Below are 21,241 nucleotides of genomic sequence, written 5' to 3'. Positions count from 1 at the left end.
GATGGCGCAGACTCAAAGCCAAACCTCAGCCAACGCGCGCCCGGGCGGCCACCGGCCGGGATCGGAGGTGATGATCCAGATCACCGGCATGAACAAATGGTACGGGGCCTTCCACGTCCTGAAGGAAATCGACCTGACCGTGCACAAGGGCGAGCGGATCGTGATCTGCGGCCCGTCCGGTTCGGGCAAGTCGACCCTGATCCGCTGCATCAACCGGCTGGAAGAGCATCAGTCCGGCTCGATCGTGGTCGACGGGATCGAGCTCACCGCCGACCTGAAGCGCATCGACGAGGTGCGGCGCGAGGTCGGCATGGTGTTCCAGCACTTCAACCTGTTCCCCCACCTGACCGTGCTGGACAACCTGTGCCTGGCGCCGATGTGGGTGCGCCGCATGCCGCGCAAGGACGCGGAGGCGATTGCCATGAAGTACCTGGAGCGCGTGCGCATCCCCGAGCAGGCGCGGAAGTTCCCGGGCCAGCTGTCGGGCGGCCAGCAGCAGCGCGTGGCGATCGCTCGCTCGCTGTGCATGAGCCCGAAGGTCATGCTGTTCGACGAGCCCACATCCGCCCTCGACCCCGAGATGGTCAAGGAGGTGCTGGACGTGATGATCAGCCTGGCGGAGGAGGGGATGACGATGCTCTGCGTGACGCACGAGATGGGCTTTGCCCGCTCGGTCGCGGACCGCGTCATCTTCATGGACCGGGGCGAGATCGTGGAGCAGAACCCGCCCGAATTGTTCTTCTCGAACCCGCAGAGCGAGCGCACCCGCACCTTCCTGGGCCAGATCCTGCCGCACTGACAGGGGGGCGGTCCCGTCCCGGCGGGACGGGACCGCGTCGCCTCAGGCCTGGGCCGCGGGCAGGGCGGCGAAGAGCGCCTTGGTGCGGGCTTCCAGCGCCTGCTCGATCACGCGGTCGGTGAGGATGTGCAGGCGATTGTTCTGCACCGCGTCCAGCACCATGCGGCCGACCTCGTCCGGGTGCACGCCTTCGGCCAGCGCCTTGCGGAACCAGGCGGCACTCTGCTCGGCAAGGGCCTGCTGCTCGGGCGTCAGCGCCGGCGGCGCCTCCGGCCGCAGCGTGGCGGAGGTGTCCATGATCCGCGTGGCGACCGGGCCGGGGCACAGGACGCTGACGCCGATCCCGTCGGCCTGGAGTTCGGCGTGCAGCGCTTCCGACATGCCGACTACGGCGAACTTCGACGTGTGGTAGAGCACGCCGGTGCCGACGGCGACCAGGCCCGCGCCCGATGCGGTGTTGACGATGTGGCCGCCCTGGCCGCGCGCCGCGATGCGCGGCAGGAAGGTCTGCACGCCGTGGATCACGCCGTTGAGGTTGACCCCCATGACCCAGTCCCACATGGCATAGGTCAGCTTCGCCGGCGGCGCGCCGCCCCCCACGCCCGCATTGTTGAATACCAGGCTGACCGGACCCAGGTCGTGCTCCACCTGGTCGGCCACCTTGGTGAAGGCGTCGCGGTCGCGCACGTCGAGGACATAAGTCTCGACCCGCGTGAACTCGGCCAGCTCGGTGCGCGCCTCCTCAAGCCGGGCCTTGTCGATGTCCGCCAGGGCAAGCTTGGCGCCGGCCTTGGCAAAGGCGCGGGCAATGCCGAGGCCGATGCCGCTGGCACCGCCGGTGATGAAGCCGACGCGGCCCTGAACGTCCGTCATGCGTTTCCCTTTGTCAGATCGGAAGTGTTTGAATCGGCGGTATGCCGTCCGGAAGGTAGAACGCAAGTCTCATATTCCCTCCCGGCCCCTGCGCGCAAGCGTCAAGCGGACTGGGCCCGCGGAACCGGCGCAGGGGATCGCGCATTCCAGCGTTCTATACGAGGATGAACCGTCTGGCACCCGTGCCAGGCGCGCAAGCGCGGTGCCCGACGGGCCCGCTGGGAGGTGGATCGTGACGGCTCGCCAGACGGTAAGCGCAATTGTCATGGGTGTCATGGTGCTGGGAAGTGCCTTGCCGGCGTTCGCCGAAGGTGGCGACCGGCGGCAGACCGGCCCCGGCGCGCACAATCGCTACATGGATCCCACGATCGGCTCGCGCGTGCCGCCGCCGCCCGCCTGGTCGCATCGTGGCCGTCCGGGCCACGGCCCGGCCCACGCGCGGGGACCGCATCAGGACCGCTATCGCTATGTCGAGGACTACTACCGGCGCCACCCGCACGATGACGGCTATCGCCGCTGGCACCGCAATGGCAACCGCTGGAGCGACAACGATTACCAGCGCTGGTATCGCGAGCGGCATGACGACGACAACAACGATGCGGCGATCGCGGCCCTGTTCGGCCTTGCGGCCGGCGCGCTGTTGGGCGGAGCCCTGTCGCAACCCGCCGCCCCGGCCCAGCCGGCCTATTCGGGCGGCGGCTATGCCCCCGGATCGCAGGAATGGTACCAGTACTGCAGCCAGCGCTATCGCAGCTTCGACCCCAATAGCGGCACGTTCGTCGGCTATGACGGGGTCAGAAGGCCCTGTCGCTAACGGGACCCGGTAGACCCGGTCCCAGCCCCGGCCACACGGGCGGCCGGGAGGATCGTGCTCAGCTCTCGCCGCCGGCAGGCCCCACGGCCACCGGCGTCCAGGGCTGCGCGCCCCATTCGGCCCAGCTGCCGTCATAGAGTGCGGTCCGGCGTGCCCCGATCGTGTGCAGCGCCAGCAGCAGCACCGCCGCCGATACGCCCGAGCCGCAGGTGGCGACCAGCGGCTTGACCGGATCGATCCCAGCGTCATGGAAGACGGCGCGCATGTCGTCGCCCCGCAGCAGGGTGCCATCCGGCGCCAGGACGCTCTTATAGGGCACACTGGCGCTGCCGGGGATGTGGCCGGGGCGCAGGCCGGCGCGGGGCTCCGGCTCCGTCCCCTCGAAGCGGCCGCGCGCGCGGGCGTCGACGACCTGTTCCCGCCCCGTCTTCAGGTTGGTGTGCATCTGGTCCAGGTCGCGGACCATCAGGCTGTTGAGGCGGGCGGTGAAATGGCGCTCGCGCGACGGCGGGCGCTCGTCGGTCAGGGGCCGGCCCTCAGCCTTCCACTTGGCCAGGCCGCCGTCCAGCACCGCCACGTCGCCATGGCCAAAGGCGCGGAACATCCACCAGGCGCGCGCGGCGCCGAGCAGCGGGCCACCGTCATAGATCACGATCAGCGAGCCATCGCCCAGGCCCATGCGCCGCATGCGCGAGGCGAACTTCTCGGGCGCCGGCAGCATGTGCGGATAGGGGCTTGCCTCGTCCGAGAGATCGTCCAGGTCAAAGAACTGGGCACCCGGAATGTGCGCCTCCTCGTATTCCTGGCGACCGCTCCGCCCCTCCTGGGGCAGGTACCAGGATGCATCGATGATGCGCACGTCCGGGGCGGTCAGGCGCTGGGCCAGCCATTCGGTGGAGACGACGGCGTCGCTGCGATGAGTGGACATCAGGATTCCAGCCAGGCGGGCACGGGCAGGCCGCGCTCCTTGAGGAAGGCAGGGTTGAACAGCTTGCTCTGGTAGCGCTGGCCACCGTCGCACAGGACCGTGACGATCGTGTGCCCGGGGCCCAGCTCGCGGGCCAGGCGCATGGCGCCCGCCACATTGACGCCGCTGGAGCCGCCCAGGCACAGGCCCTCGTGCTGCAGCAGGTCAAAGACGATGGGCAGCGATTCACTGTCCGGGATCTGGTAGGCGCGGTCGACCACGACGCCCTTCAGGTTCTCGGTCACGCGGCCCTGGCCGATCCCCTCGGTGATCGAGGTGCCTTCCGACTTCAGCACGCCGTTCGTATAGTACTCGAAGAGGGCGGCGCCCGGCGGATCGGCCAGGGCGATCTGCACCTTCGGGTTGCGCTCCTTCAGCGCCATGGATACCCCGCCCAGCGTGCCGCCGCTGCCGACCGCGCAGACGAAGCCGTCGACCTTGCCCTCGGTCTCCTCCCAGATCTCGGGACCGGTCGTCTCGTAATGGCCCTGGCGGTTGGCGACATTGTCGAACTGGTTGGCCCAGATGGCGCCATTGGGTTCGGATTGCGCCAACTCCTCGGCCAGGCGGCCGGAAAAGCGCACATAATTGTCTGGATTGCTGTAGGGCACGGCCGGAACCAGGCGCAGCTCGCAGCCGCACAGGCGCAGCATGTCCTTCTTTTCCTGGCTCTGCGTCTCGGGCATCACGATCACCGTGCGGTAGCCCAGCGCATTGCCGACCAGGGCGAGGCCGATGCCGGTATTGCCGGCCGTCCCCTCGACGATCGTGCCGCCCGGCCGCAGCAGGCCGCGCCGTTCGGCGTCGCGGACGATCGCCAGCGCGGCGCGATCCTTGATCGACCCGCCGGGGTTGAGGAATTCCGCCTTGCCCAGGATCGTGCAGCCCGTGGCTGCCGATGCCCGGTGCAGCTTGAGCAGCGGCGTGTTGCCAATCGTGCCGAGGAAGCCGTCGCGAATGTCCATGGGACCCATTCTGATGATCATCCGACCCTAGCCGCGCACCGGGTCGGATTCAACGCCGGAGCATCGCCCGCGGAGCGATCCGTGCGGGGCGTCACCGCCATGCCGTGCGCAGCCGGTCACGGTGACGCGCCAGCCACAGCAGCGCCAGCACAGCGGGTGCCGAGACGATCCGCCCGTCCTCTGCCGCGGCCAGTGCCTCGTCCAGGGCCAGGACCCGGGCCTCGATGTCCTCGTGCTCGTCGGCCAGGCCGAACGTGCCGCCGGCGGTACCCAGGTCGGCGCGCGCCGCGAACAGGTGCATGCGCTCGCTGGCGCAGCCGGGGCTGAGGAAGACGGTGCCGATGCGCTCCAGCTCGGTCGCGGCAAAGCCTGCCTCCTCCTCGGCCTCGCGCACGGCGACCTGCTCCGGTGACTCCCCCGGCTCCATCCGGCCGGCGATGATCTCGATCAGCCAGGCCGGATCGCCGTGGACCATGGGGCCGATGCGGACCTGCTGGATCAGCAGGACGGCGTCACGGACCGGGTCATAGGGCAGCAGGCCCACCGAATCGTCGGACAGGAAGACTTCCCGCGTCACCGGCCCGCTGCTGCCGCCCGCGAACAGGCTGTGGCGGAAGCGGACCGTGTGGACCGCGAAATGGCCCTGGTAGGCAACCTCGCGCGCCAGGACCTCGACGCTGTGCCCGGGCTGGGCGGGGGAGGGGCTGTCGGTCATGCCGGCTTTCCACGAGGGACGGGGGACTGCATCGCTTCTATGGCGCGCGATGGCGGGGGCGCAAGCGGTGGATGCACGGCCGCGCCATCCACGCCGGCATCCAGGCCGTCGCACGGCCCACATTCCGCGTGTCGCGGGACTGGCGTATCGTCGGCGCAACGCGCCGTGCCGGACAGGTCCGGGTAGCGCCGCCCGGCGCCACGACGATGGGGAGGACACAATGGCACTGAGGGTTCACCACCTGAACGAGTCCCGCTCGCAGCGGATCCTGTGGTGCCTGGAGGAACTGGACCTGCCCTATGAGGTAGTGTTCCACAGCCGCAATGCCGAGACGCGCCTGGCGCCGCCGGAACTGGCCGCCATCCATCCGCTGGGCAAGTCGCCCCTGCTGGACGACGACGGCTTCATCGTTCACGAGTCGGGAGCGATCCTCGACTACCTGGTGCGGCGCCATGGCGGCGGCCGGCTGGCCCCCGATGGGGCCACGGCCGATTTCGACCGCTACCAGCAGTGGCTGCACTATGCGGAGGGGTCGGCGATGCTGCCGCTGATGCTGAACCTCTACGTGATGCGCCTGGGCCATGGTGGCGTGCCCCTGCACGCCCGCATCGACAGCGAGATCACCAACCATCTTGGCTATATCGACGGTGCGCTGAAGGGCCGCGCGTTCCTGGTGGGCGACAGCCTGACTGCCGCCGACATCAATCTCAGCTTCGTGGTGGAGGTTGGCCGGGCGTTTGGCCGCCTCGGTCCCTATCCGGGCCTTGGACGCTATATCGATGCCCTGCACGCGCGGCCGGCCTACAAGCGGGCGCTGGAGCGGGGCGGCACCTATGCCCTGGGGGCCTGACCTGCGGCACGGCGCTCAAGCGCGGCCGCCAAGCGGCGGCGCTGGCCTGCTCCCTTCCCCCATCCTTCGGACGGGGGAGGGCTCAGTCGTCGGGTTCAGTTGTCCAGGAAGCTGCGCAGCTTCCGCGAGCGGGACGGGTGCTTCAGCTTGCGCAGGGCCTTGGCCTCGATCTGGCGGATGCGCTCGCGGGTGACCGAGAACTGCTGACCCACCTCTTCCAGGGTGTGGTCGGTGTTCATGCCGATGCCGAAGCGCATGCGCAGCACGCGCTCCTCACGCGGGGTGAGGGAGGCCAGCACCCGCGTCGTCGTCTCGCGCAGGTTTGACTGGATCGCGGCGTCCAGCGGCAGGACCGCGTTCTTGTCCTCGATGAAGTCGCCCAGGTGCGAATCCTCCTCGTCGCCGATCGGCGTCTCCAGGCTGATCGGCTCCTTGGCGATCTTCAGGACCTTGCGCACCTTCTCCAGCGGCATGCCCAGCTTCTCGGCCAGTTCCTCCGGCGTGGGTTCGCGCCCGATCTCGTGCAGCATCTGGCGCGAGGTGCGCACCAGCTTGTTGATCGTCTCGATCATGTGCACGGGAATGCGGATCGTCCTGGCCTGATCCGCGATCGATCGGGTAATCGCCTGCCGGATCCACCAGGTGGCATAGGTCGAGAACTTGTAGCCGCGGCGGTACTCGAACTTGTCCACCGCCTTCATCAGGCCGATGTTGCCTTCCTGGATCAGGTCCAGGAACTGCAGGCCGCGGTTCGTGTACTTCTTGGCGATCGAGATGACGAGGCGCAGGTTGGCCTCGACCATTTCCTTCTTGGCCTGCCGGGCCTCGCGCTCGCCCTTCTGAACGGTGGAGACGACGCGCCGCAGTTCGGTGATCTGCAGGCCCGCTTCCTGGCTGACGACGGCGACGTTGCCACGGATCGTCTTGATCTCTTCGGCCTCGACCCGGGCGAAATCCTTCCAGCCCTTGGCCTTCAGCGTGCTGACGCGGGTCAGCCAGTTGGGGTCCAGCTCGTTCTCGAAATACTCGGACAGGAAGCTCTCGCGTGTCACGCGGTGGCGCTCGGCCAGGCGCAACAGCTTGCCCTCCATGCCCATCAGCTTCTTGTTGAGCGCATAGAGCTGCTCGACCAGGCCGTCGATCCGCGCGTTGTTCAGGTGCACGCTCTTGACCAGCGCCACCAGCTCCTGCTTCTGCTTCTGGTACTTCTTCTCCTGCGCCGCCGTGTTCTCGCCGCTGCCCAGGGCCGCGTCCAGGCGGGCCTGCTGCATCTTGACCAGCTTCTTCTGCGCGGCCGCGATGTTGTCGAAGATCTCCAGGACCTGAGGCTTCAGACTGGCTTCCATCGCCGAGAGCGACATGCCGCCGTCGTCGCCATCCTCGTCCTCGTCCTCGCCGACGGGGGGCAGCTCGGCTTCCTCGGCCTCCGCTCCGTCACCTTCCTCGCCTTCGCCCTCGGCTTCCGCTTCGCCGGCGGTGCCGCCCATCGTGGCGTCAAGATCGATCACGTCGCGCAGCAGCATCCGCCCGGCCAGCAGCTGGTCGCGCCAGCCGAGCAGGGCGTTGACGGTCAGTGGGCTCTCGCACAGGCCGCCGATCATCGTCTCGCGGCCGGCCTCGATCCGCTTGGCGATGGCGATCTCGCCTTCGCGCGACAGCAGCTCGACGCTGCCCATCTCGCGCAGGTACATGCGCACCGGATCGTCGGTGCGGTCCAGTTCCTCGGCCTCGGGCTTGCCGGTCGTCGCGACCTCGCCCTCCTCCTTCTCCTCGTCGGAGTTGGAGTCCTCGCTCTCCTCGTTCTCGACCACGGTAATGCCCATCTCGCTGAGCATCGCCATGACATCCTCGATCTGCTCGACGGATGTCTGGTCGGGGGGGAGAACCGTATTCAGCTCGTCATAGGTGAGGTATCCGCGCTCCTTGCCCTTGGCGATCATCTTCTTGACCGCGACCACCGTCACGTCGAGCAGGGGACCATCGCCCTGCTCCTCGCGCGCGTCGGGAGCATCCTGGGTTTCCGCAGCCTTGCTTGCCATGCTCTGGTCTCCTGTGCCGCCCGCGAGATCGCGAAATCCCGGCGGCACCGTCAATAACGCCTCAAGTCCTCGACAGTCCGGTGGCGTCAGCCAAGCGCCTCGCGCCCTGATGCCGTCCCGAACTCGCGGATCAGCCCGTCGATCCTGCCCACAGCCTCAATCTCCGACTGAAGGGCCGTCAGCTCGTCCAGCTGCTCCACCGTGTAATGCTGAGCCAGGGCCTCACCCACGCGAATCCGTTCCGCCTCCAGGCGCACCAGGCGCCGTTGGCGGTTCAGGGCATCGCGCACGAGCATCTCCGTATCCCGGGGGTCGCTGTCTGCCTTCAAGGCCCAGATGCAGCGCAGTGTTCTATCGAACTTGAGGCGGTGGAGTTGCTCGGCCCAGCCGTGCCCCATGAGGTGGCGCGACAGGGACTCGCTGTCAAGATGCTCATGCGTCGCCACCTGTCGCAATATTTCAAGCCGCAACCGATCGAGCACAGCGTCCGCCAGGTGGAGTGCCCCCAGGTCCTCGCTCAGGCGGTCGGCCAGGTCGGGATGGCTCAGCATGGCGACGACGATCAGGCGGTCGAGCTGGCTTTGCGGCGCCGCGGCCAGGGCGCGCATCTCGGGCGACAGCGGGCCGGCCTGGTCCGGCGGCGCGTCGAAGCGGCCGGGGCCGCCGGCGCGAAAGCCGGGACGAGAACTCGGCCGGCCAGTGCCCGGGCGGACGCGGGGAGCGGGCCGGAAGCGCTGGTAGAGGGCGTCCCGAACCGCGTCCTTGTAGAAGCGGCGGACGCGCTCGTCACCGATGGCGGCACAATCCTCGTCCAGCTTCACCGCCATGGCGGCCCGGCGCTCGGGCGTGTCCTCGCCCGTGGCCGCAGCGGCGCGCGTCACCAGGACCTCGACCAGCGGCCGGGCGGCAGCCAGGACGGCGTTCCACGCGGCGATCCCGTCGCGCTTGACCAGGTCGTCGGGGTCGAGCCCAGCGGGCAGGGCGGCAAAGCGCAGCGAATGCCCCGGCTTCAGCAGGGGCAGGGCGCGGTCGATGGCGCGGAAGGCGGCGCGCTGCCCGGCCGCATCGCCGTCGAAGCACAGGACCGGCTCCGGCGCCATGCGCCAGGCCAGCGCCAGCTGCGCCTCGGTCAGGGCGGTACCCAGCGGCGCCACTGCGGCGCCATGACCGGCCTGGGCCAGGCCGATCACGTCCATATAGCCTTCGACCACCGCCAGGGCCTGGTTGCGGGCGCTGGCCTCCCGCGCATGGGACAGGTTGAAAAGTGTCTCACCCTTCCTGAACAACGGAGTTTCGGGAGAGTTCAGGTACTTGGGCTGTGCATCGCCAAGCGCGCGGGCGCCAAAGGCAACGACACGGCCGCGGCGATCCAGGATCGGGAACATGACGCGATCGTGGAAATAATCGTACGCACTGCGTCCGTCGTCCGGCTTGCGCGTCAGCCCGCCTTCGAGCAGCAGAGCAGGGGTGAAGCCGCGCGCGGCCAGGTATTGAGACAGCGCCTGGCGGTTGACCGGCGCATAGCCCAGGCGGAAGCGGGCAATGGTCTCCGCCCCCAGGCCCCGACGCTCAAGATAGGCCCGGGCCTGCTGCCCGGCGGGAGCCGCCAACTGCGCCTGGAAGAAGACGCAGGCGGCCTCCATCGCCTCCGCCAAGCCGGCGCGCTGTTCCTCGCGCCGGGCCTCGGCTGCCGTTGCGCGGGGGATCTCCATGCCCGCCTCGTCGGCCAGGCGCTCCACCGCCTCGGCAAAGGAGAGCGACTCGGTCTCCTGAACGAACTTGAACAGGTCGCCGGTCGCCCCGCAGGCACGACAGAGATACACGCCCTTCTGGTCGTTGACGTTGAGGGACGGGCTGCGATCGCCATGGAACATGCAAAGCCCGGCATATTCCGAACCCTTGCGGATCAGCTTGGTCTTCCGGCCGATCACTTCCGACAGCCGGATGCGGCTGCGCAGTTCGTCCAGAAATGCAGGCGTGAACTTCACGGCGTCCGGTTGCGCGTTGGGATGTGTGGAATGTTCACCCCCGCATCAATTGGCTTTCGCCGCACCGAACGGTCGGCGTTGCGCGCATCGCCGATCAGTTCTTCCGCCAGGTTGCGGGCAAATTGGACATGGAGTGCAATCATGCTCGATTGGTCAGCAGAGGCCGGGTAGCCCTTCCACGTGATCGCCACACCATTGACCGTAGGTCCGCGCAGGAAGCACGCGGGCCGTTCCGCACCGATGAGCGTGCTCAGGATCCTGTCGGGATCGTGATCCACACTCACGGATCACCGCCCGCCCGTCAGGTGCCGGGGGTCAGCAGGGCCTTGGCGATGCCATTGGCCTTGCCCAGGTCGATGGCCCCTGCGTGCTTCTGCTTCAGGACGGCCATCACGCGGCCCATGTCCTTGATCGCCGCCGCACCCGTCTCGGCGATCGCGGCGCGCACGGCCGCGTCCAGGTCGGCATCGCTCAGGCCCTGGGGCAGGAAGCCCTCGATCACGGCGATCTCCGCCTCCTCCTGGGCGACCAGGTCCTCGCGTCCGCCCTGCTGAAAGGCGGTGATCGAGTCGCGGCGCTGCTTCACCAGCTTGGCGAGGAGCTGCAGGATCGCTTCGTCCGCCACGGGGCCGCCATCGCCCTCGGTCCGGGCGGCGATGTCGCGGTCCTTGATCGCGGCCTGGACCATGCGCAGCGTCGACACCCGGCGCGCGTCCTTGGCCTTCATGGCGTCCTTCAACGCGTCCGAGATCGTTGCGCGCAACATGACTGCAAACCGTGCTTGGGGAGAAGCGCCCATCCTATGGTGTGGGCTAAGCCGTTGTCAAAGCACAATATCCTGTGCTTGACGGGGGCGGCGTTGGTCACTATGGTCCGCGGCCAACGCGCGAGTCCTGCATTCGCGCAGGAGCATTCCCATGACCTTGCACAAACCGTCACAGCCGGCATCTGGGCCGGCCGAGGAGTCGCGCGCACCCGGGCGGGCGGCGGACGAAGCCCAGGAAGGCGCCACCGGCGTCCTGGTCCTGGGCGATGGCAGCGTGTTCTGGGGCCAGGGCGTCGGCGCGGAAGGCAGTGCCGTCGGCGAACTGTGCTTCAACACCTCCATGACCGGCTATCAGGAGATCCTCACCGATCCGTCCTATGCCGGCCAGATCATCACCTTCACCTTCCCCCATATCGGCAATGTCGGCGTCAACGACGAGGACGTGGAGACGGTGACGCCCGCGGCGCGCGGCTGCGTGCTGCGCTGCCCGATCTCGGAGCCGTCGAACTGGCGCGCCGCAGAGAGCCTGGAGCGGTGGCTGGACCTGCGCGGCCTGGTCGGCATTGCCGGCGTCGACACCCGCCGCATCACCCGCCTGATCCGCGATGGCGGTGCGCCCAACGCGGTCGTCGCCCATAGCAAAGCGGGCCGCTTCGACCTGGAGGCGCTCACGGCCCAGGCGCAGGGCTGGCCCGGGCTGGAAGGCATGGACCTGGCCAAGACGGTGTCGCGCACGCAGACGATGACCTGGGACGGCGGCCTTTGGAGCCTGGGCCAGGGTTACGCGACGCAAGGCGATGCCTGGTGCCATGTCGTTGCCGTGGACTATGGCGTGAAGCACAACATCCTGCGCTCGCTGGCCGCCATCGGCGCGCGGGTGACGGTCGTGCCGGCGACGGCGACGGCGGAGGAGATCCTGGCGCTGAAGCCCGATGGTGTCTTCCTGTCGAACGGGCCGGGCGATCCGGCCGCCACCGGCGTCTATGCCGTGCCGACGATCCAGGGCATCGTGGCCTCGGGCGTGCCGACATTCGGCATCTGCCTTGGCCACCAGATGCTGGCCCTGTCGCTTGGTGCCGCCACGCGCAAGATGGAGCGCGGCCACCGCGGCGCCAACCACCCGGTCAAGGACCTGCAGACGGGCAAGGTCGAGATCACCAGCCAGAACCATGGCTTCGTCGTGGACGAGGCAAGCCTGCCGCCGATCGCGGAGGTGACGCACGTCTCGCTCTTTGACGGCACGAACGAGGGCTTCCGCCTGACCGACAAGCCCGTCTTCTCGGTCCAGCACCACCCCGAGGCGTCCCCCGGGCCGGAGGATTCCCATTACCTGTTCCACCGCTTCGCCGACCTGATCCGCCAGACCATGGGGAAGCGGTCGTGATGGCTGCCGTCGGAGGGCGGATCTGAGATGCCCAAACGCACTGATATCTCGTCGATCATGATCGTGGGCGCTGGGCCCATCGTGATCGGGCAGGCCTGCGAGTTCGACTATTCGGGGACCCAGGCGTGCCAGGCCCTGAAGCAGGAGGGCTACCGCATCATCCTGGTCAATTCGAACCCGGCCACGATCATGACCGATCCGGGCCTGGCCGATGCGACCTATGTCGAGCCGATCACGCCCGAGGTGGTCGCCAAGATCATCGAGAAGGAGCGGCCCGACGCGCTGCTGCCGACCATGGGCGGGCAGACGGCGCTGAACACGGCGATGGCCCTTGCCGCAGATGGGACGCTTGAAAAGTACGGGGTCGAGCTGATCGGTGCCAGCCGGGCGGCGATCGACAAGGCCGAGGACCGCCTGAAGTTCCGCGACGCGATGACCGCGATCGGCCTGGAATCGCCGCGCAGCCGCGTGGTCAAGACGATGGCGGAGGCGCAGGAGGCGCTGGCCGACGTCGGCCTGCCCGCGATCATCCGGCCGTCCTTCACGCTGGGCGGCCAGGGCGGCGGCATCGCCTATAACCGCGAGGAATTCGAGCGCATCGTGGCCAGCGGCCTCGACGCCTCTCCCATCGACGAGGTCCTGGTCGAGGAATCCGTCCTCGGCTGGAAGGAGTATGAGATGGAGGTGGTCCGCGACCGCGCGGACAACTGCATCATCATCTGCTCGATCGAGAACGTTGACCCGATGGGCATCCACACGGGCGACTCGATCACCGTGGCCCCGGCGCTGACCTTGACCGACAAGGAATACCAGCGCATGCGCAATGCCTCGATCGCGGTGCTGCGCGAGATCGGGGTGGAAACCGGGGGCTCCAATGTCCAGTTCGCGATCAACCCGGCCGATGGCCGCATGGTCGTGATCGAGATGAACCCGCGCGTATCGCGCTCGTCCGCCCTGGCGTCCAAGGCGACGGGCTTTCCCATCGCCAAGGTGGCGGCGCGCCTGGCTGTCGGCTACACGCTGGACGAGCTGGACAACGACATCACCAAGGTCACGCCGGCCTCGTTCGAGCCGACGATCGACTATGTCGTGACCAAGATCCCCCGCTTCACCTTCGAGAAGTTCCCGGGGGCCGAGGCGCTGCTGACGACCAGCATGAAGTCGGTGGGCGAAGCGATGGCCATCGGCCGCAGCTTTGCCGAATCGATCCAGAAGGCGCTGCGCAGCATGGAGACCGGCCTGACCGGTTTCGACGAGATCGCCATTCCCGGCACGGTCGAGGGTGCCGACTTCAAGACCAATCGCGACGCCCTGCGCGCGGCCCTGGGCAAGCCCACGCCCGACCGTCTTCTGGTCGCGGCGCAGGCCATGCGCATGGGCATGAGTGTGGCCGAGGTCAACAAGGCGGCGGCGTTCGACCCGTGGTTCCTGCGCGAGATCGAGAAGATCCTGGCGCTGGAGGCGGAGGTTCGCGAGGACGGCCTGCCCACCACGGCCAAGGGCCTGCGGCGGTTGAAGGCGGCGGGCCTGTCCGATGCGCGGCTGGCCAAGCTGGCGGGCCTGAAGCAGCAGGAGGTGCGGCGCAGGCGCCATGAGGCGGGCGTGCGCCCGGTGTTCAAGCGCATCGACACCTGTGCCGCCGAGTTCGCGTCCGAGACGTCCTACCTCTATTCGACGTACGAGGCGCCGGCCTTTGGTGCGCCCGAGAACGAGGCCCATCCCAGCGACCGGACCAAGGTTGCGATCCTGGGCGGCGGGCCCAACCGGATCGGGCAGGGGATCGAGTTCGACTATTGCTGCGTCCATGCCGCCTATGCCCTGTCGGAAGCGGGGCACGAGACGATCATGGTCAACTGCAATCCGGAGACCGTCTCCACCGACTACGACACGTCCGACCGCCTCTATTTCGAGCCGCTGACGGCCGAGGACGTGCTGGAACTGCTGGACCTGGAGCGCAGCAAGGGCACGCTGCTGGGCGCCATCGTCCAGTTCGGCGGGCAGACGCCGCTGAAGCTTGCCCATGCCCTGGCGGAAGCGGGGATCCCCATCCTGGGCACCTCGACCGACGCCATCGACCGGGCGGAGGATCGCAGGCGCTTCCAGGAAATGCTGCAGGAGCAGGGCCTGCGCCAGCCGGAGAACGGCATCGCGACCTCTGTCGAGGAAGCGCGCGCCATCGTGGCGCGGGTCGGCTTCCCCGTCGTCATCCGCCCGTCCTATGTGCTGGGCGGCCGGGCGATGGAGATCGTGCACGAGACGGCGTCGCTGGAGCGCTACATGCGCGAGGCGGTCGTGGTCTCGGGCGACAATCCGGTGCTGATCGATTCCTATCTGTCGGACGCGATCGAGGTTGATGTCGACGCCCTGGCCGATGCCGACACGGTGCACATCGCCGGGATCATGGAGCATATCGAGGAGGCGGGCGTCCATTCGGGCGACAGCGCCTGCTCCCTGCCGCCGCACTCGCTGTCGCCCGACCTGGTCGCGGAACTGGGCCGGCAGACCGAGCTGATGGCCCGCGCCCTGGGCGTGGTCGGCCTGATGAACGTCCAGTTCGCGGTCAAGGGGGACGAGGTCTTTGTCCTGGAGGTGAACCCCCGGGCCAGCCGTACCGTGCCTTTCGTCGCCAAGGCGACAGGCGTGCCGGTTGCCAAGATCGCGGCGCGCGTCATGGCGGGGGAGGCACTGGCCAGCTTCGGCCTGAAGCCGGCCAGCAATGCGCATGTCGCGGTCAAGGAAGCGGTGTTCCCCTTCGCCCGCTTCCCCGGTGTCGACATTCTGCTGGGCCCCGAGATGCGCTCGACGGGCGAGGTCATGGGCATCGATCGCAGCTTCGACATGGCCTTTGCCAAATCGCAGCTGGCCAGTGGGACGCGCCTGCCGCAGGGCGGCACCGTCTTCATCTCGGTGCGGGAGCGGGACAAGCCGCTGATCGTCGCGCCGGCGCGGACGCTGGTCGAGCTGGGCTTCACCCTGATCGCGACGGGCGGCACCGCCGACCGCCTGGAACAGGACGGCGTGCCCGTGTCCCGCGTCAACAAGGTGCTGGAGGGCCGCCCCCATGTCGTGGACGAAATGAAGAACGGTGCGGTGCACCTGGTCTTCAACACGACGGAGGGCGCGCAGTCGATCGCCGACTCTTTCGAGTTGCGGCGGGCGGCGCTGACCTTGCGCATTCCCTACTACACGACGGTGGCGGGGTGCGTGGCCGCGGTGCGGGCCATTGCAGCGATGCGGGCTGGCAACCTTGAAGTGGCCCCGCTGCAAACCTACACTTGACGGTCCGGGCCGCGACTTCGGCCCGATAGGACGCAGGAGTTCCGACGCGCATGGAAAGAGTACCCATGACGGCCCGCGGCTTTCAGGCCCTCGAGGAGGAACTGAAGCGCTTGAAGACCGTCGATCGTCCGGACGTCATTCGCGCCATCGCCGAGGCGCGCGAACACGGCGATCTGTCGGAAAACGCGGAATATCACGCGGCCAAGGAACGTCAGAGCTTCATCGAATCACGCGTGATCGAGCTTGAGGACAAGATCAGCCGCGCGGACGTGATCGACCTCAGTCGCCTGTCGGGTGAGGTGGTGAAGTTCGGCGCGACCGTGCGGGTGATCGACACCGACACGGACGAGGAGCAGGTCTACCAGATCGTCGGCGCGGACGAGGCCGACGTGAAGGCCGGTCGCCTCTCCGTGGGCTCGCCCCTGTCGCGCGCGCTGATCGGCAAGACGATCGGCGACGAGATCGAGGTGTCGACGCCCGGTGGCCACAAGTCCTACGAGATCGTCGCCGTCAACTGGGTCTGAGCACCGGGCGCCGGGCCGGGCCGTGGCCCGGTCCGGCGCCTCAGCTCTCCGGTACCGGGACGCCGGGGAGTTGCTTTGATGTCCGGATCGTGAAGCTGGTCTTCACGCTGGCCACATTGGGGGCCGAGGTGAGGGAGCCGGTCAGGAAGCCCTGAAACTCCTCCAGGCTGCGGGCGACGATGCGCAGCATGAAGTCGATCTCTCCGTTCAGCATCGAGCATTCGCGGACCAGCGGCCAGTCGGCGCACAACCTCTCGAACGCCTGGAGCTCGTGCTCGGCCTGGCTCACCAGGCGTACCATGGCAAAGACCGTGACTTCGTAGCCCAGCACCTTGGGGTCGAGCTGGGCGTGATAGCCGCGGATCGCGCCGATCCTTTCCAACTCCCGCGTGCGGCGCAGGCAGGGTGGGGCCGAGATCCCGACGCGGCTGGCCAACTCGACATTGGTGATGCGGCCGTCGTCCTGAAGCTGAGTCAGAATGCGGCGATCGATCGCGTCCAGCTTGGCCTTCACCAGCACCCTCCCGTCTCGCGTGCAGTATCGTCCGTCGCCCCCGGCCGATCCAGGAACAAGGCTGTGATGCACCGCAAAGAAACCAGCGACATTCCCGGCCACGATGGCGCCATGACCTGGGTTGTAAGCGACGGCAAGGCGGGAATGGAGAACCAGTGCCTGGGCCTGGCCGAGGCGGTGGGCCTGCCCTTCGTCGTGAAGCGGATCAAGGTCCGCGCGCCCTGGAAATGGCTGCAGCCCACGGTGAACCTGGGTGGCCTGGCGGGGATTGATCCGGCGGGGGACGCGCTGGCACCGCCCTGGCCGCGCCTGCTGATCGCCACCGGCCGGCCGACCGTGGCGCCAGCCCTGGCCATCAAGCGTGCGGCGGGCGATGCAACCTTTGCGGTGCAGATCCAGAACCCGGTCGCCGGCCGTGGCCGCTTCGACCTGATCGTGGCACCGCGCCACGACCGCCTGGCAGGCGCCAATGTCCGGGCGACGCTTGGCGCGCTGCACCGTGTGACGCCGCAGCGCCTGGCTGCGGAGGCCCAGGCATTTGCCGGGACCTTCGACGGCCTGCCACGGCCCTGGACCGCGGTACTGGTCGGCGGCACCAATGCCGCGTTCCGCTTTGGCGCAGGGGAGGCGCGGTCGGTTGCGGCCCAGCTCCGCCAGGTGGAGGGATCGCTGCTGGTCACGCCATCCAGGCGGACGGCACCAGAGGCGGTTGCGGAACTGCAAAAAGGTTTGATCGGAAGGCCCCATTGGCTGTGGGACGGAGCAGGGCCAAATCCCTATTTCGCGATGCTGGGATTGGCCGAGGCCGTGCTTGTGACATGCGATTCAGTGTCAATGGCATCAGAGGCGCTGTCGACGGGCAAGCCCGTCCATGTCATCCACCTGCCAGGTGGCAGCGCCAAGTTCGCGCGCTTCCACGATGCGCTGGAGGCGGCGGGTCTGACGCGACGATTTGCCGGGCAGGTCGAGCACTGGACTTACCCCGTGCCCGATGATACCGCCGTGATCGCGGCCGAGGTGCGCCGGCGGCTCGGCCTGGCGCCTGCGTGATGGTCTGGAGTTGAGCGATGCCTGATATTCTCGACCTGGAGGCGCTGCGGGCGACGCCGCTGAAGCGCGAGCCGTTCGACTACCTGATCGTGCCGGGATTCGTCACGGCGACTGGCTGCGCCGCCGCCAATCGCGACTATCCCGACCTGACGCAGCCGGGCTCGTTCCCCGCACAATTCCTGCGCTATGGCGCGGGGTTCCAGCAACTGCTCGACGCGCTGCAGGGCGATGCGTTCGAGGACGCCGTGGCCGACAAGTTCGGCGTCGCGCTGGAAGGACTGCCGACGATCACGACCGTGCGGGCGCAGTGCCGCCTGCGCGACGGCAAGATCCATACCGACAGTGCGTCCAAGTTGATCACCATCCTGATCTACCTCAATTCCGACTGGGAAGCGGCGGGCGGCCGGCTGCGCGTGCTGCGCGGCCCGTCCGACATGCTGGACTATGCGGACGAAGTTCCGCCCGTCGCCGGCACGCTGCTGGCGTTCCGCAGGAACGACCATTCCTGGCATGGGCACGAGGCGTTCGAGGGGCCGCGCCGCGTCCTGCAGTTCAACTGGGTGACGGAGCAGCGCTGGGTCGACCGTGAAATCCGCCGTCATCGCCTGTCGCAGCTGACCAAGTGGATGCACCCCTTTGGCTGAGCTGAGCGGGCGTTGCGCGGGGAGCTGCCGACCATGGCGCTAGAGATCCAGACCTTCACGCCGACATCGGCCGGGCCAAAGACCGGGGTGTCGGGGGCCGCTGGCGGCGCCACGCTGTTCAAGGCGCTGGGCCATCCGCTTACCGCGCCGGCCGGGCGCGCACTCTCGCAGCGCCTGGCGAATGCCGGGCGCGTGGCCGTATTCGATCCGTTCGACCAGGCGGAGGCCTTTGCCGCGCTCTATGGCCTGGAGGCGGACGAAGTCTATGTTCAGCGCGTGGAGCGCGTCGGCGCGACCGTGCTGGGGCGGGTGGCGCTGCCGGTCAGCGCGCTCCGTGACAGCACGGCCGACATCGTCCTGGTCGCCACCTTTGACGCGGCGCGCCAGCGCACTGTCCTGGGGCCGCTCCTGCCGGCAGCGGCGGCAGTCGCCAGCTTCGACGAGATTCGCATCCCCGACGCGCTGCTGACCAGGCCCGCCGACTATCTGGACCCGCTGAACTTCGCGACCAACTTCGTGCTGTTCCGGGATGCCGACGGCCTGTCGACGCGCCTGACGGGAGCCAATTACTGGAGCCTGTATGGTGCCGCCCAGCCACGGCTGTGGCTGCGCCTGATGGCGGCGGACGGCACGGAACTGGCGACGTGGAGCCAGGACCTGCCGCCTGCCGGTGCTGCCTTCAGCCTGGATAGCCGCGAGATCCGCGCCCGCTTTGGCCTGGCCGAGTTCTGCGGCTCGCTGTTCCTCCACGCCACGCGCATTGCCGGGCATGAAGTGATCAAGTACGCGCTCGACACCTATGGCGACGCGCCGGAACTGCTGTCCTGCACGCACGACGCCAATGCCTGGCCCGCGGACTTCTATGCCGGCCTGCCCGCGCCGCGCGCAGGCGAGCAGGTGCTGCTCTGGGTCCAGAACAGCCACCCTGTGCCGATCCCGTCCGGTGCGGTCGGCCTCAACCTGATGGGCAGCCAGGATGTCGCCCGGCTGAACACCGCGATCCCGCCCTTTGCCTGCCAGGCGATCGACGTGGCCAGCCTGCTGCCCCAGGCCCGCTGGCCGCAGCAGATCGAGATCCGCGCCGGGCGGCATTTCGTGCGGCCGCGCTACGAGGCGGTCAATGGCCACCGCCTGATCGCCCATGCCAATGTCGAGCGCATGGACCTGAAGCCCAATCCGGAGCTGGCGACCCTCGCTCCGCTGCTGGGCAAGGGCTACGTCCTGCCGTTGCCCATCCTGCCGCAGGCGGAGTTCGCCACGACGATCCTGCCCACGCCGATGGCGACCACCCAGGCCGAACTGCCGCTGAAGGCCCTGGTGCACGATGCCGACGGCACGCTGGTCGCGGAGATCCCGCTGGGGCGGCAGCAGCGCCACGCCATCGCCGCGCTGGATATCGCAACCGGTCTGCCCTCCGGCCATGGCCATGTCGAGCTGGTCTATGATTTCAGCGCAGGGGGGGAGGGGGATGGCTGGCTGCATGCCATTGCCCGCGTCCAGGATCGGCGCAGCGGTCACGCCGCGGACACGAGTTTCGGAGCCCACGTCTACAACACAGCCGTCGTCTACCGCGACGAGCCGCAATCCTATACCGGCCGGCCGCCCGGCCTGACCACGCGGCTGTTCCTCCGCCTGAACGCCGTGGCCGACGATACGCTGTGCCATCTGATCTATCCCGCCTCGACCCCCTGGCATCCGGTGTCGAGCACCGAGCTGGTGCTGCGCGACGGCGAGGGCGCGATCGTGGCGCGCGAACGGATCGCCATTCCTTGCGGTGGCTCCAGCCACCTGCGCATGCGCGCCCTGTTTGGTGCAGCGGCCCTGGACCGCGCGGGACCGAACGGCCATGTTGTGGTGGACGATCGGACCTGCCGCCTGTTCGGCTTCCACGGCCTGATCGACGACCGCGGCGGCTTCAGCCTGGATCACATGTTCGGCTTCTGAGCAGTTTAAGGCGAGCGCGATTTAATCGTGAGCACTTGATTTTTCCGGTCAAGTCGCCCACATGCAGCACTGGGCGGGGCCGATCGGCCCGGCGCCGTATTGGGAGACATGTTGGAAATGGCGCAACGCGAGCATGCCAAGGTCCTGATCATCGGTTCCGGCCCGGCCGGGTGTACCGCCGCCATCTATGCCGCGCGCGCCTGCCTTGAGCCCGTCATGGTGCGCGGCCTGCAGCCGGGCGGGCAGCTGACCATCACGTCCGAGGTCGAGAACTATCCCGGCTTCGCCGAGGCGATCCAGGGTCCGTGGCTGATGGAGCAGATGGAGGCGCAGGCCGCCCATGTCGGAACCAGCCTGATCGACGACATCATCACCGAGGTGGACCTGTCGGGTCGGCCATTCCGCGCGGTGGGTGATTCCGGGACGGTCTATACCGCCGATTCGATCATCATCGCGACGGGGGCAAAGGCGCGCTGGCTGGGCCTGCCGTCCGAGCAGAAGCTGCAGGGTTTTGGCGTGTCCGCCTGCGCCACCTGCGACGGCTTCTTTTACCGCGGCAAGAAGGTCGTCGTCGTCGGCGGCGGCAATACGGCGGTGGAGGAGGCGCTGTTCCTCACCAACTTCGCTACCTCCGTCACGCTGGTGCATCGCCGCGACAGCCTGCGGGCCGAGCAGGTCATGCAGCGCCGCCTGTTCAACCACCCCAAGGTGAAGGTGATCTGGAACAGCACTGTCGACGAGGTGATTGGCGGCGGCGACCCGGTTGGCGTCGTGGGCGTGCGCCTGCGCGACGTCGTCACCGGGCAGACCCAGGAGATCGAGACGGACGGCTTCTTCGTGGCCATCGGCCATGATCCCGCGACCGAACTGTTCCGGGGCAAGCTGGCGATGGATCACGAGGGCTACCTCATCACCGCGCATGATTCGACCGCGACGGACATCCCGGGCGTGTTCGCGGCCGGCGACGTCAAGGACAAGGTCTATCGCCAGGCCGTCACCGCCGCCGGCATGGGCTGCATGGCGGCACTTGAGGCCGAGCGCTTCCTGGCCGCGATGGGCGAGGCCGAGGGTGGTGGCTCGGAGGGCACGGCCGAAGCCGCGGAATAGCGCCGCCGCCGCTGCCTGT

The 21,241-nt window shown here is 68.3% G+C and carries 19 protein-coding genes; 10 read left to right on the top strand and 9 right to left on the bottom strand.

Annotated elements, in window-relative coordinates; all coding sequences use genetic code 11:
* Position 1: 1 nt before the first annotated feature.
* A complete protein-coding gene (locus ACI6GS_RS17380; RefSeq protein ID WP_439814719.1) occupies positions 2-799 on the top strand; it encodes an amino acid ABC transporter ATP-binding protein in 798 nt (265 codons plus the stop codon).
* 42 nt (positions 800-841) lie between these two features.
* Here ACI6GS_RS17380 and ACI6GS_RS17375 read toward each other — a convergent pair whose 3' ends face one another.
* Positions 842-1,672 carry an SDR family NAD(P)-dependent oxidoreductase gene (locus ACI6GS_RS17375; protein WP_439814718.1) on the bottom strand — a complete coding sequence of 277 codons (831 nt, stop codon included), beginning with the start codon at positions 1,670-1,672 and terminating at the stop codon, positions 842-844.
* Between the two features lie 292 nt (positions 1,673-1,964).
* Between ACI6GS_RS17375 and ACI6GS_RS17370 the strand changes: the two genes are divergently transcribed.
* Positions 1,965-2,486 carry a BA14K family protein gene (locus ACI6GS_RS17370; RefSeq protein ID WP_439814717.1) on the top strand — a complete coding sequence of 174 codons (522 nt, stop codon included), beginning with the start codon at positions 1,965-1,967 and terminating at the stop codon, positions 2,484-2,486.
* 58 nt (positions 2,487-2,544) lie between these two features.
* Here the strand turns inward: ACI6GS_RS17370 and sseA are convergent, their stop codons facing one another.
* The 3 genes from sseA to ACI6GS_RS17355 all read right to left on the bottom strand — a co-directional run bounded on the left by sseA (position 2,545) and on the right by ACI6GS_RS17355 (position 5,133).
* A complete protein-coding gene (gene sseA / locus ACI6GS_RS17365) occupies positions 2,545-3,414 on the bottom strand; it encodes a 3-mercaptopyruvate sulfurtransferase (protein ID WP_439814716.1) in 870 nt (289 codons plus the stop codon).
* Positions 3,414-4,418 (bottom strand): cysteine synthase A, encoded by a 1,005-nt coding sequence (locus tag ACI6GS_RS17360; RefSeq protein WP_439814715.1) that lies wholly within the window; start codon positions 4,416-4,418, stop codon positions 3,414-3,416. The genes sseA and ACI6GS_RS17360 overlap by 1 nt, the downstream gene beginning before the upstream one ends.
* 91 nt (positions 4,419-4,509) lie before the next feature.
* Positions 4,510-5,133, bottom strand: coding sequence for an NUDIX domain-containing protein (locus tag ACI6GS_RS17355; RefSeq protein ID WP_439814714.1), 624 nt, complete (start codon positions 5,131-5,133; stop codon positions 4,510-4,512).
* A gap of 220 nt (positions 5,134-5,353) precedes the next feature.
* Here ACI6GS_RS17355 and ACI6GS_RS17350 point away from each other — a divergent pair, with 220 nt between their 5' ends.
* On the top strand, positions 5,354-5,983 hold the full coding sequence (locus ACI6GS_RS17350; protein WP_439814713.1) for a glutathione S-transferase family protein: 630 nt from the start codon (positions 5,354-5,356) through the stop codon (positions 5,981-5,983).
* A 95-nt stretch (positions 5,984-6,078) separates the two neighbouring features.
* On the opposite strand, the gene rpoD is transcribed toward ACI6GS_RS17350, so the two are convergent.
* The 4 genes from rpoD to ACI6GS_RS17330 all read right to left on the bottom strand — a co-directional run bounded on the left by rpoD (position 6,079) and on the right by ACI6GS_RS17330 (position 10,776).
* Positions 6,079-8,022 carry an RNA polymerase sigma factor RpoD gene (gene rpoD, locus ACI6GS_RS17345; protein WP_439814712.1) on the bottom strand — a complete coding sequence of 648 codons (1,944 nt, stop codon included), beginning with the start codon at positions 8,020-8,022 and terminating at the stop codon, positions 6,079-6,081.
* An 86-nt stretch (positions 8,023-8,108) separates the two neighbouring features.
* Positions 8,109-10,010, bottom strand: coding sequence for a DNA primase (dnaG, locus tag ACI6GS_RS17340; protein WP_439814711.1), 1,902 nt, complete (start codon positions 10,008-10,010; stop codon positions 8,109-8,111).
* Complete coding sequence (locus ACI6GS_RS17335) at positions 10,007-10,294, bottom strand: hypothetical protein (protein WP_439814710.1); 288 nt, start codon at positions 10,292-10,294, stop codon at positions 10,007-10,009. Before ACI6GS_RS17335 ends, dnaG begins: the two co-directional genes overlap by 4 nt.
* 17 nt (positions 10,295-10,311) lie before the next feature.
* A complete protein-coding gene (locus tag ACI6GS_RS17330; RefSeq protein WP_439814709.1) occupies positions 10,312-10,776 on the bottom strand; it encodes a GatB/YqeY domain-containing protein in 465 nt (154 codons plus the stop codon).
* 151 nt (positions 10,777-10,927) lie between these two features.
* Here ACI6GS_RS17330 and carA point away from each other — a divergent pair, with 151 nt between their 5' ends.
* The 3 genes from carA to greA are packed head-to-tail and all read left to right on the top strand — an operon-like array spanning position 10,928 to position 15,963.
* Positions 10,928-12,160 carry a glutamine-hydrolyzing carbamoyl-phosphate synthase small subunit gene (carA, locus tag ACI6GS_RS17325; RefSeq protein ID WP_439814708.1) on the top strand — a complete coding sequence of 411 codons (1,233 nt, stop codon included), beginning with the start codon at positions 10,928-10,930 and terminating at the stop codon, positions 12,158-12,160.
* 27 nt (positions 12,161-12,187) lie between these two features.
* Complete coding sequence (gene carB / locus ACI6GS_RS17320) at positions 12,188-15,439, top strand: carbamoyl-phosphate synthase large subunit (RefSeq protein WP_439814707.1); 3,252 nt, start codon at positions 12,188-12,190, stop codon at positions 15,437-15,439.
* A 50-nt stretch (positions 15,440-15,489) separates the two neighbouring features.
* On the top strand, positions 15,490-15,963 hold the full coding sequence (greA, locus tag ACI6GS_RS17315; RefSeq protein ID WP_439814706.1) for a transcription elongation factor GreA: 474 nt from the start codon (positions 15,490-15,492) through the stop codon (positions 15,961-15,963).
* A gap of 40 nt (positions 15,964-16,003) precedes the next feature.
* Here greA and ACI6GS_RS17310 read toward each other — a convergent pair whose 3' ends face one another.
* Positions 16,004-16,480 (bottom strand): Lrp/AsnC family transcriptional regulator, encoded by a 477-nt coding sequence (locus ACI6GS_RS17310; protein WP_439817986.1) that lies wholly within the window; start codon positions 16,478-16,480, stop codon positions 16,004-16,006.
* Between the two features lie 108 nt (positions 16,481-16,588).
* On the opposite strand from ACI6GS_RS17310, the gene ACI6GS_RS17305 reads away from it, so the two are divergent.
* The 4 genes from ACI6GS_RS17305 to trxB all read left to right on the top strand — a co-directional run bounded on the left by ACI6GS_RS17305 (position 16,589) and on the right by trxB (position 21,222).
* Complete coding sequence (locus ACI6GS_RS17305) at positions 16,589-17,527, top strand: mitochondrial fission ELM1 family protein (protein ID WP_439814705.1); 939 nt, start codon at positions 16,589-16,591, stop codon at positions 17,525-17,527.
* A gap of 17 nt (positions 17,528-17,544) precedes the next feature.
* Positions 17,545-18,171, top strand: coding sequence for a 2OG-Fe(II) oxygenase (locus tag ACI6GS_RS17300; protein WP_439814704.1), 627 nt, complete (start codon positions 17,545-17,547; stop codon positions 18,169-18,171).
* A gap of 33 nt (positions 18,172-18,204) precedes the next feature.
* Positions 18,205-20,115 carry a hypothetical protein gene (locus ACI6GS_RS17295; protein WP_439814703.1) on the top strand — a complete coding sequence of 637 codons (1,911 nt, stop codon included), beginning with the start codon at positions 18,205-18,207 and terminating at the stop codon, positions 20,113-20,115.
* Between the two features lie 117 nt (positions 20,116-20,232).
* Positions 20,233-21,222 carry a thioredoxin-disulfide reductase gene (gene trxB / locus ACI6GS_RS17290; RefSeq protein WP_439814702.1) on the top strand — a complete coding sequence of 330 codons (990 nt, stop codon included), beginning with the start codon at positions 20,233-20,235 and terminating at the stop codon, positions 21,220-21,222.
* The last annotated feature ends 19 nt before the right edge of the window (positions 21,223-21,241 follow it).

The organism is Zavarzinia sp. CC-PAN008 (assembly GCF_051903925.1).
Lineage (GTDB): Bacteria > Pseudomonadota > Alphaproteobacteria > Zavarziniales > Zavarziniaceae.
The sequence above is the reverse complement of the archived record's forward strand: the minus strand, read 5'-3'. Positions and strand labels throughout refer to the sequence as shown.